The organism is Curtobacterium sp. MCBD17_021 (genome assembly GCF_003234525.1).
In the GTDB taxonomy this organism is placed as follows: domain Bacteria; phylum Actinomycetota; class Actinomycetes; order Actinomycetales; family Microbacteriaceae; genus Curtobacterium.
Genome location: NZ_QKTS01000022.1, coordinates 20,866 through 30,215, shown reverse-complemented (window position 1 = coordinate 30,215; position 9,350 = coordinate 20,866). Strand labels below are relative to the sequence as shown.

The 9,350-nt window shown below is 70.5% G+C and carries 7 protein-coding genes, 1 rRNA gene and 1 pseudogene; 5 read left to right on the top strand and 4 right to left on the bottom strand.

Annotated elements, in window-relative coordinates; all coding sequences use genetic code 11:
• Both rrf and DEI83_RS14970 read left to right on the top strand, forming a co-directional pair.
• Positions 1–99, top strand: a 5S ribosomal RNA gene (gene rrf / locus DEI83_RS14975); the annotation flags it as partial.
• A 152-nt stretch (positions 100–251) separates the two neighbouring features.
• Positions 252–1,184: an NADP-dependent oxidoreductase gene (locus DEI83_RS14970; protein WP_111082733.1), complete on the top strand. Its 933-nt coding sequence runs from the start codon at positions 252–254 to the stop codon at positions 1,182–1,184.
• A 288-nt stretch (positions 1,185–1,472) separates the two neighbouring features.
• Here the strand turns inward: DEI83_RS14970 and vsr are convergent.
• Both vsr and DEI83_RS14960 read right to left on the bottom strand, forming a co-directional pair.
• Positions 1,473–1,820, bottom strand: a pseudogene (vsr, locus tag DEI83_RS14965) (DNA mismatch endonuclease Vsr); the annotation flags it as partial.
• Between the two features lie 69 nt (positions 1,821–1,889).
• Positions 1,890–4,337 (bottom strand): excinuclease ABC subunit UvrA, encoded by a 2,448-nt coding sequence (locus DEI83_RS14960; protein WP_111082732.1) that lies wholly within the window; start codon positions 4,335–4,337, stop codon positions 1,890–1,892.
• A gap of 112 nt (positions 4,338–4,449) precedes the next feature.
• Here DEI83_RS14960 and DEI83_RS14955 point away from each other — a divergent pair, with 112 nt between their 5' ends.
• The 3 genes from DEI83_RS14955 to DEI83_RS16070 are packed head-to-tail and all read left to right on the top strand — an operon-like array spanning position 4,450 to position 7,372.
• Positions 4,450–4,815 carry a lactococcin 972 family bacteriocin gene (locus DEI83_RS14955; RefSeq protein ID WP_181431264.1) on the top strand — a complete coding sequence of 122 codons (366 nt, stop codon included), beginning with the start codon at positions 4,450–4,452 and terminating at the stop codon, positions 4,813–4,815.
• A 32-nt stretch (positions 4,816–4,847) separates the two neighbouring features.
• On the top strand, positions 4,848–6,710 hold the full coding sequence (locus DEI83_RS16075) for a hypothetical protein (protein ID WP_181431263.1): 1,863 nt from the start codon (positions 4,848–4,850) through the stop codon (positions 6,708–6,710).
• Positions 6,707–7,372 carry an ABC transporter ATP-binding protein gene (locus DEI83_RS16070; protein ID WP_181431262.1) on the top strand — a complete coding sequence of 222 codons (666 nt, stop codon included), beginning with the start codon at positions 6,707–6,709 and terminating at the stop codon, positions 7,370–7,372. The genes DEI83_RS16075 and DEI83_RS16070 overlap by 4 nt, the downstream gene beginning before the upstream one ends.
• A 986-nt stretch (positions 7,373–8,358) precedes the next feature.
• On the opposite strand, the gene DEI83_RS14940 is transcribed toward DEI83_RS16070, so the two are convergent.
• Positions 8,359–8,679, bottom strand: coding sequence for a hypothetical protein (locus DEI83_RS14940; protein ID WP_111082729.1), 321 nt, complete (start codon positions 8,677–8,679; stop codon positions 8,359–8,361).
• Complete coding sequence (locus DEI83_RS15770; protein WP_146243368.1) at positions 8,655–9,335, bottom strand: hypothetical protein; 681 nt, start codon at positions 9,333–9,335, stop codon at positions 8,655–8,657. Before DEI83_RS15770 ends, DEI83_RS14940 begins: the two co-directional genes overlap by 25 nt.
• Between the last annotated feature and the right edge of the window lie 15 nt (positions 9,336–9,350).

Below are 9,350 nucleotides of genomic sequence, written 5' to 3'. Positions count from 1 at the left end.
AGGGAAACGCCCGGTCACATTCCGAACCCGGAAGCTAAGCCTCTCAGCGCCGATGGTACTGCAAGGGGGACCTTGTGGGAGAGTAGGACGCCGCCGGACTCCTTTTCACAAAACGAGCCCCTGGACGGGCGAGCAGCAACGCTCACCCGCCCAGGGGCTCTTTTGCGTCCCCGGACGCATCCCCGATCCCGGTCGGAACGAGGTACACCGCGGCTGGGCAGGCGGTGACGGGCTCCGGGTAGACCGGAGACATGAAGGTCGTCGGAGTCGAAACGTTCGGAGGGCCTCGCGCCCTCGCCGTCCATGAAGTACCCGAGGTGCACGCCGGTGCCGGCTCCGTCCGCATCGCCGTCCGCGCGTTCGCGGTGAACCCCACGGACACCGGTGTGCGGGCGGGGGAGCGTGACAGCTCGAAGGCCACGGCGCCGTATGTCCCCGGCATGGACGCCGCCGGCGTCATCGACGAGGTCGGACCCGACGTCGAGGGGTGGTCCGTCGGTGACGAGGTGATGGCGATCGCCTTGCCGCTCACCGGGCACGGAGGTGCGTACGTCGAGTACCTCGTCGCCCCGGTCGGGTCGTTCACGCGGATCCCGCGCGGCACCTTGATCGAGGAAGCGTCCACCGTGCCGATGAACGGACTCACCGCCATCCAGATGCTCGATCTCGCCGGGCTCGAACGTGGGCAGACGCTCGCCGTGACCGGGGCCGCCGGGCTCCTCGGCAACTACGTCGTGCAGCTCGCGAAGGCCGCCGGCATCACCGTGATCGCGGACAGCTCCGAGAAGGACCAGGCCCTCGTCCGCTCGCTCGGTCCGGACCACGTGGTGCCGCGGGGGGATGACTTCGCTGCTTCCGTTCGGTCGATCGTGCCCGAGGGTGTCGACGCCCTGTTCGACTGTGCGCTGCAGCGCGAACTGGTGGTCCCGGCGATCCGGGACGGCGGTGTGTTCGTCGACGTCCGTGGCTGGGAGGGCAACGGTGCCCCCACCATCCGGTTCGAACGAGTGTCCGTGTTCAACGAGTACCGGTCCTTCGACAAGCTCGAGCGGCTGCGCCACGGCGTCGAGGGCGGCACGATCGTGCCCCGGGTCGCCGAGGTCCTGCCGGCCGAGCGCGCACCCGAGGCGCACGAGCGGCTCGAGGCCGGCGGGACGCGGGGCCGCTTCGTCCTCACCTGGTGACGCAGCTGCGGTGACCGCATGACGGACGGGAGGGTCGGTACCAGCCGGTGCCGGGCCTCCCGTCCGTTCGTGGTTCGTCACCGCAAGTGTTCGTTGCGACTGGGCTGGCCACGTCGAGCGTCGCGACGTGCGCGGCGGCGATAGCGGCGGCTCTGGACCGGGAAGCGTTCGACACGACGGGTGCGTCCCCTGGCTACGGTGACGGTGGTGCCCGCCGGTGATCTGGTCACAGCGGTCGAGCGCTGCCTCGACGGTGTCCGCAGCCGTCTGCACGTCGTCGTGTTCCCAGACGCGGATGACGCTCCACCCCTCGCTGCGGAGGACGGCGTCGTGCCAGGCGTCACGTTGCCGGTTCGCGAGCAGCTTCCTCCGCCACAGCTCGGCATTGGCCTTCGGCAGGTGGGCGTGCTCCTCGCACCAGTGCCAGAAGCAGCCGTCCACGAACACCGCGACACGGGCACGGGGGAACACGACGTCGGGACGCGCCCTTGTCCGGGTGCTGATGCGGCGGTCGACGAAGAAGCGTCGGCCGCGGGCGTGCAGCGTGCGGCGCAGGGCGAGCTCCGGCGCGGTGTCACGGCGCCCGAACCGGGCCATGTGACGGCTGCGCTCCTCGTCGGCGTCCCAGTGCTGCATGCCGTGACGGTACCGAGCGCGTGGAGCCCCCCAAGGCGCATCGGCGGGATCCGTGGAGAGTTCCGGCGGTCAGGCCTCGAGTTCGGCGCGGAGGTACGGCGCCGTGCGACTCGACGGGGAAGCAGCGACCTCGGCGGGCGTGCCCGCGGCGACGACCTGGCCGCCTTCGTCGCCGCCGGACGGACCCATGTCGATGACGTGGTCGGCTGCGGCCACGACGGACATCGCGTGCTCGACCACGACGACCGTGTTGCCCGCGTCCGTCAAGCGGGACAGCTGCTCGGTCAGGCGCTCGACGTCGGCGGGGTGCAGGCCAGTGGTGGGTTCGTCGAGCAGGTACAGCGTGTGGCCGGAGCGGGCGCGCTGGAGTTCGGTGGCGAGCTTGATGCGCTGGGCCTCTCCGCCCGACAGCTCCGGCGCGGGCTGACCGAGCCGCAGGTAGCCGAGACCGACCTGACGGAGGGCATCGAGGGCGCGGGCAGCGGCGGGGAGGTCGGCGAGGGACTCAGCGGCATCGTCGACCGTCATGCCGAGCACCTCGGCGATGGTCGATCCGTTCCAGCGGACCTCGAGCGTCTCGTCGTTGTACCGGGAGCCGTGGCACTCCGGGCACGGCGCCCAACTGCCCGGCAGGAACAGCAGCTCGACCGACACCGAGCCCTCGCCCTGGCACACCTCGCACCGGCCGCCGACGACGTTGAACGAGAACCGGCCGGCCGTCCACCCACGGGCCTTCGCGTCGTCGATCGCGGCGAACGCGGCACGGACCGCGTCGAACAGGCCCGTGTAGGTGGCGAGGTTCGAGCGGGGTGTGCGGCCGATCGGCTTCTGGTCGACCTCGACCACGCGGCTGACCTGCGGGTGTTCGGCGGCCCGGTCGGCGAGGACGCCTCCGACCAGCGACGACTTGCCGGAGCCGGACACCCCGGTGACCGCGGTGAGGACGCCGAGCGGGACGTCGACGTCGAGGTCCCGGAGGTTGTGCTGCGTGACGCCCCGCAGTTCCAGGGTGCCGATCCGTTGTCGAGGAGGGCGGGCCTCCAGGCCGGAGGCACGTGGCTGCAGGAAGCGACGGGTGACGGACGCCTCGACGTCGGCGAGGCCGTCGGCCGGCCCGCTGTAGAGGACGGTGCCGCCGGCGGAGCCGGCGCCGGGACCGACGTCGACGATCCAGTCGGCCTGGCGGACGATGCGCATGTCGTGCTCGACGACGAAGACGCTGTTGCCGCTGGCGCGGAGGTCCTCGAGGACCTGGAGGAGCGGCTCGGCGTCGGCCGGGTGGAGGCCCGCGCTCGGCTCGTCGAGGACGTACACGACACCGAACAGGCCGCTCCGGAGCTGCGTGGCGATGCGGAGGCGCTGCATCTCACCGGGGGAGAGTGTCGGGGTTGCGCGGTCGAGGCTGAGGTACCCGAGACCGAGGCCGGTGAGGACCTCGACCCGGCCGAGCAGGTCGCGCGCGATGGTGACCGCGACCTCGGTCCGCTCACCGGACGACGTGCGGGACGTGGCCGCCGTGGCGTCGGTGAGCTCGGCGACCGGACGGAGGACCTCGGCGACGCCGGACAGCGGCAGCGCGTTCAGCTCGGCGATCGTGCGGCCACCGAACGTCACCGCGAGTGCGGCGCGCGTGAGTCCCGCGCCGCCGCAGAGCGAACACGGGCCGGACTCGACGAACTGCAGGACCTTGTTCCGCTGCGTCTCGCTCTGCGAATCGGCGAGGGTGTGCATGACGAACTGACGGGCGCTCCAGAACTTGCCCTTGTACGGTTTCGCAACGCGGTCACGCTTCGGGTGCACCTCGACGACGGGCTGCTCCTCGGTGAAGAGGAGCCAGTCGCGGTCCTCCTGCGGGAGGTCCCGCCAGGGGCGCTCGATGTCGTAGCCGAGGACGGCCGTCACGTCGCGGAGGTTCTTGCCCTGCCAGGCACCCGGCCATGCTGTGATCGCACCCTCGCGGATGCTCAGGGACGGATCGCGGACGGCGGATGCCTCGGTCACCTCGTGGGCGACGCCGAGGCCGTGGCAGCGCGGGCAGGCGCCGGCGACCGTGTTCGGGGAGAACGAGTCCGAGTACAGCTGCTCGGCGCCCTCCGGGTACGTGCCGGCGCGGGAGTAGAGCATGCGGGTCGAGTTGCTCAGCGTCGTGAGGGTGCCGACGGTCGACCGGGAGCTCGGGGCACCGCGGCGCTGCTGCAGGGCGACCGCCGGCGGGAGGCCCGTGATCGAGTCGACGTGCGGGGTCGAACCCTGTGCGATGAGGCGGCGGGCGTACGGGGCGACGGACTCGAGGAAGCGGCGCTGGGCCTCGGCGAAGACGGTGCCGAAGGCGAGGCTCGACTTGCCGGAGCCGGAGATGCCCGTGAAGGCGACGATGCGGTCGCGGGGGATGTCGACGTCGACGTCGCGGAGGTTGTTCTCGCGGGCGCCGCGGACGCGGATGAAGCCGTCGGGGGCGGGGGTCACGATGGTGTCCCGCTCGGTGGTCGGATCCGTTGTGGTTCGTGGTGCGGGCATTCGTTCGAGCGTACGCGGGCCGGCTCCGGCAGCCACCGAATCGGTGTTGATGTCTGATGTTTCAGCCGGTAGGTTCGTCTCCCGAACCGTCCACACCACGAGGGGAACGACCATGAAGAGGACCATCACGACGATCGCCGGACTCGGAGCAGCGGTGCTCGTCGCGGCGCTGACGTGCGGGACCGCGTCTGCGGCGCCGAACACGCCGGCGGTGACGACGACGAGTGGAAGCGCGTCGGCCGACGCCACGCGGGAAACCCGTAGCGGCACGCACGTGGTCGGCGGTGGGATCTGGACGTACGGAGTCGGCGCGGGAGCGGTCACGTCCGTGTACGACAACCACCGGTTCGTCCACAGCACGGCGGTGAAGTCGTCCGGAGCGACCAAGTCGTCCGGCCGGGTGGCCAAGGGGAAGCTCGCCGTCGCGATCCGTCCTTCCGCTCGTAGCGGGAACCAGGCGTTCTGGAACATCTACTGATCCGGGGCTTCGCGGCTGCCACCGTCACCGCGGTGGCAGCCGTCGCACTGTTCGCGGCCGGCCTGGTCGTCCTCGCCGTCGGGAGCGTGGAAGCCCTCGGGTCGGTGGCCGCTCGCTCCACGACCGACCTGATCGACCTGCCGCTCGGACCGTCGAAGCGCGAACACGTCGAGATGCTCGAGCAGATCGCAGCCGATGCTGACGTGTCCCTCGTCCTCCTCACACCGGAGCGGTCGGGCGCGACGAATGAACTCGACGCGTACGTGCTCCACGGAGGACTGCCTCGACCGGTGTTCTGGGGTGAGATCACGGAGCGACCCGCGAGCGCGATCGACGATGCGGTCATCGCGTGGACCTACGCCGTCGACGGCGAACCGACCGACGTCGCACGGTTCCTCGAAGACCTGCACGACCGAGGGTTCGCGTTCGTCGACTCGACTCCGCAGGCGGTCCCGACGCTGGTCGACGTCTTCAGGACACCCGGCGTCGCCATCGTCGGTGTCGCCGTGGCGGTCGGTGTGGTGGTCGCGCTCGTCGCTGACTCGCACCGGCGCGCCTCACGCCAGCGGGTCCGCCGCCTCGCCGGTCGGACGTCGCGGCGGATCGCGGTGTGCGAGCTGGTCGACCTCATGGTGCTCATCGCGGCCGTGTTCGGCACGGTCTTCGGGGCGCTGGGCCTGTTCCTCGTCGTGCGGAGTGCCGGTCATGCCGTGTGGGTCTTCTCCGCGCTGTCCGCCGCACTCGTGGTCCCCGCGGCCGTGTCGCTGGTGGCCGCGTTGCACGTCGTGCTCGCGATGGTCAGTGGGTACCGACTGGACGGCGTCGATGCAGGACGCTGGCGCGCCGTCGTCGTCGGGGTGTCCGGCGTGGTCCTCGTGGCGCTCATCGCCGCAGGGGCGTCGGGCGCCGTCGTCGAGAACAGCAGGGCCCGACAGCTGGAGCGGTCGCTCAGCGCCGAAGCCGAGCACGGTGACGACGTCGTGTTGGGCGTGGGCTTCAGCGACGAGGAGCAAGAGAACCTGCTCGGAGACATCGGTCGTCGGGCGCTCGTCAGCGGCACCGCACGGATGGCGATGACGAACGCGATCCCCGAGGCGCTCCTCGTCATCGGTGACGGCACCCCGGGCGTCGCCAGCGACGTCGTGCACCGGGACGGCGTCACCGTCCTCATTCCGCACGCTCTCGCAGGGCGGGCTCGTGCCGTCGAGGACACGGTGCTCGACGGCATCGCGGAAGGATGGGAAGTGGACGACAGCGACCCGCCGCGCCGGCCACGTGTCCGCTCCGAGATCGTCCCGAGCACGGATGCCATCGTGCACGCGGCGGGTCGATGGGTCGAACTCGGGTTCCCGGACAGCACTGGTCCGCTGGACACGGTGGTCGTGGTGGCAGGGGTCGAGGACATCGCTCCGAACCGCATCGCCACAGCGACCCGCAACGGCGAGGTCCGGTTCTCCGACCGAGCGGCCCTCGTCCGAGCGCTCCATCGGTCAGGCGTCTTCGACGTCGTGACACAGGTCAACCGTGTCGGCGCTGTGGTGGATCGACGCTTGGCGGAGGTGCGCGCCGAGCAGCTCGGCCTCGCAGGCGCGACGATCGCAGCTGGGCTCGCGGCACTCTTCGTGGCGTCGAGCCTCGTGGCCGACCATCGGATCCGTCGTCGGGACGCCGCCGCGGTCCGTTCGTTGACAGGACGCCACCCCGCAGTGCACCACGTGCCGTTCGTGCTCGGCGCCGCAGGTGTGACCGGCGTGACCGTCTTCGCGACGCTCGGGGTGACGGGCCTGGTCGGAGCCGCGGTGGTCGTTCCCGCAGCCGGCGCCGTGTGCCTCGCCGCACTCGTCCTCACGATCCAGATCGTCGTCGACCGTCTGCGCGGGAAGGACCAGCCATGACCAACCGGCGACCGCTCTTGACTGCATCGAACCTCGGGTACGACCTGGGGACGAGGACGCTCTGGGACGGCCTCGACCTGGTCGTCACGCCCGGAGACGTCATCGCGATCGGTGGTCCGTCCGGGGCTGGGAAGAGCACACTGCTCCGGTGCCTGGGCGGGCTCGATCGACCGCACCGCGGCATGGTCCGCATCGGTGACGTCGAGCTCCACCAGTCATCCGCCCGGGTCCGGCGCCGCCTCCGACGTGAGGTGCTCGGCTTCGTCATGCAGGACCATGCGGTCGTCCCCGACTGGACTGTCGGGCAGAACCTCCGGGTCGTCCGTCCGGCTGGCGTCCCGCGGGCCGTGCTCGAGGCGAGGGTGCAGGACGCCCTGGTCGTGGTCGGCCTGGGCGGTCGGTCTCGTGCGCGGGTCGGCCGACTCAGTGGTGGCGAACAGCAGCGGGTCGCCGTCGCCAGGGTCCTCGTGCAACGGCCCCGCGTGGTCCTGGCGGACGAGCCGACAGCGTCCCTCGACGAGGGCAGCGCCGAGCGCGTCCGCCTCGGGCTCGACGTACTCCGCACCGCGGGCAGCGCGATCTTGGTCGCGACGCACGATCCGGCGCTCGTCGCGTGGGCGGGCGCGTCGTTGCACGTCGGCGCGAGCACGGCCCGACATTGACGGGTCGTCTGGACGGCCGGCGGTTCGGAGCAGGCGATCGGCGGAGGACCGGTGGCCGCGTGCCGGTGGCCGGGGGACGGACAGGAGGCGGTGCGGGCCGGTACCGTGCCTCCCGTCGGACGGACAGGAGGCGGTGCGGGCCGGTGCCGTGCCTCCCGTCCGTCGGGTGCGGACGGGAGGGGCGTGGCGGTCGGGTGCCGCGCCTCCCGGGCCGTCGGTACGGTGGACGCGGGGAACGGGGGACGGATGATGGACGACATCGCGTGGTCGCCGCCGAGGCGGCGGAACGGAATCTGGTGGATCGTGGCGAGCGGACTACTGCTGCCGGCCGGGTGGATCGCCTGGCTGCTCGTCGCGCTCGCTGGCTACGACGGCGCTGGGAACTCGACCCACTCACTGGCGTTTTGTCGGAGCTTGTCCATATCTGGCCCGGTATGGCAGCCCCGGCTTTAATCCCGCTTACGCTCCTCCTACGAGGGCGGGCGCGTCATGGAAGCTCATAGGCGCGGTGGGCACCCTTCCCACCCGACGACTCGGCAACTTCGTTGCCTGGGTGCTCGGCTGAGCGCCGTTAGTAAATTCTCCTGCCCCCCGTCGGCTGATTGAGGGCGGATGATGCAATCCTCCTCGGTCGCCGCTACCGCATTCAGCAGCGAATACGGATCCTGATGAGGTAGACAAAGGCGTTCCTGTAGAGAAGCGTGAGAGGGTTAATCCGCAAACGCCTTTCCATCGGTTTCGTTCTCCCGGTAGCGGAATGTTGAGTGCGGCGCGAGGATGGCTGAGTCGGGCGTCGAGGGGACCCTTACGTTATGGCTTCATCTTCCTGTGGGCGAGGTGAAGTGTTTAGCCCGGACCGCGTTCGCCGACCGTATCGGCTACAAACAGCGCTGGCGTTGCTGCGCTGACGTGTCGGGAGGTGGCTGGTCTTCATCATGCATAAGTGGGGCGCGCTGTACAGAGAGAAGGGATGATGGCGTTGCTTATCAAGTTGACTCTCGTGGTGCGTCGGCTTGCGACAGTCTTATGGTGACCGAGAGCAGATCATCACCGACGGGCAGGTCCTCCTCAGCCCGAGCGACCTCAGCACGTGGGCGACCTGCGAGTGGGCGTTCCTCCGCCGTCTTGACGCCAAGCTCGGCCGCGGTGGCCCCCTGTCCGACGAGCACGACGACATGCTCGAGCGCACCGCCCGGCTCGTGGACCAACACGAGCTCGACTACCTCGACATTCTCAAGCAGACCCACGACGTCGTCGAGTTCGACCGTCCCGCTCCGCCGGACTACGCCCGAGCGCTGAAGAAGCACGAGCAGCGTTCCGGGACGGTGCCGACGTCCTCTACCAACCGACCTTCCACGAACCGCCCACCCCCGACCGCCCGGGCTTCATCGGCTTCGCCGACTTCATCATCCGCAACGACCGCGATGAGTACGAGGTCTACGACACGAAGCTCGCCCGGCACGCCAAGATCAGCGCACTGCTGCAGTTCGCCGCGTGCGCCGAGCAGATGCGGGCGCACGGCATCCCGACCGGCGAGCAGGTGCACCTCGTGCTCGGTGACCGGACGACCACCACGCACGACCTCGCCGACATCACGCCGGTGTACCGGACGCAGCGCGCGGAGCTGCACCGGGTGATCGCCGAGCGCCTCGCGGCCGACGACGAACTGCGGTGGGGCGATCCGCGTTACAGCAGCTGCGGGCGCTGCGCGATCTGTCAGACGCAGGTGCAGGAGCACCGTGACCTCGTCCTCGTGGCGGGCATGCGCCTCGACCAGCGGACGAAGCTGATCCGGCAGGGCGTGCGGACGATCGACGACCTGGCGGACCGCACCGCAGCCGTACCCGGCATGGCGCGGACGACGCTGGACCGGCTGGTGCGTCAGGCGCGCCTCCAGACCGAGACCGAAGCCGAGCAGCAAGCGGGCCCTACCAACAAGACCAAGCCCCGCTTCGAACTCCACGACCCCGCGCCCTCG

Bases quoted from the DNA above. Each gene is read 5' to 3' on its own strand.
- DEI83_RS14970 (WP_111082733.1), top strand. From the start codon at position 252: ATGAAGGTCGTCGGAGTCGAAACGTTCGGAGGGCCTCGCGCCCTCGCC.
- DEI83_RS14960 (WP_111082732.1), bottom strand. From the start codon at position 4,337: ATGCCCGCACCACGAACCACAACGGATCCGACCACCGAGCGGGACACC.
- DEI83_RS14955 (WP_181431264.1), top strand. From the start codon at position 4,450: ATGAAGAGGACCATCACGACGATCGCCGGACTCGGAGCAGCGGTGCTC.
- DEI83_RS16070 (WP_181431262.1), top strand. From the start codon at position 6,707: ATGACCAACCGGCGACCGCTCTTGACTGCATCGAACCTCGGGTACGAC.